Genomic DNA, 609 nt, shown 5'->3' with positions numbered 1-609 from the left:
TATTGGCAGTGCTGTTGGCCGCATTGGCGGTGTTTTGTGCTGCCGTTGCCGTAGTCTGTGCGGCGGTGGCGGCGGTTCTTGCGCCATCTGCGGTGGTCTTAGCAGTATTGGCAATGGTTTGCACCCCAAACAGTTGCTTACCGTTAACCGCCTCGGTTGAAGTCGCCGAAACCGTGCCGTCTTTTAAGTTAGTGATTTTACTGCCACCGGTGCCCGCCAGTGCCACCGCACTTTTATCTGCATTGTATTTAACATTTAATTTATCTGCTTCTTGTAAAGCATTAATATTGTTTCTGTTGCTATCAGCTGTTGCTTTAGCAATATCCGCTGCAATCTGTGCATCTTTAGCTATTTTTTGCACCGCAGATAGATTTGTATTTGAACTCCCTCCACCACTAAGACAAAACCACTGCATACCTGCATAGCTAACTGTTCCTCCAGCTCGTCTACATGCGTCTTGCTCGGGACCTGGACCATCAGAATATTTTGCATAAACCGTATTTGAATGTGGAAATAAAAGCCCACATAATATTAATCCAGTAATAAGTGATACCTTATTATTAATTTTTCCTCTTGCCCGACTATTTTCTGAGACCGCAACAAACTGCC

The 609-nt window shown here is 45.2% G+C and carries 1 protein-coding gene; it reads right to left on the bottom strand.

Translation table 11 applies throughout. The annotated features are described in order from the left end of the window. The coding region (locus tag FHQ23_RS12675) for a hypothetical protein (protein ID WP_326480834.1) at positions 1-361 on the bottom strand (361 nt) is incomplete at its 3' end. Positions 362-609 lie beyond the last annotated feature (248 nt).

Origin of the sequence: Testudinibacter crocodili (assembly GCF_006228025.1) — a bacterium.
In the GTDB taxonomy this organism is placed as follows: domain Bacteria; phylum Pseudomonadota; class Gammaproteobacteria; order Enterobacterales; family Pasteurellaceae; genus Chelonobacter.
This window is presented reverse-complemented; position numbering and strand designations above follow the sequence as displayed.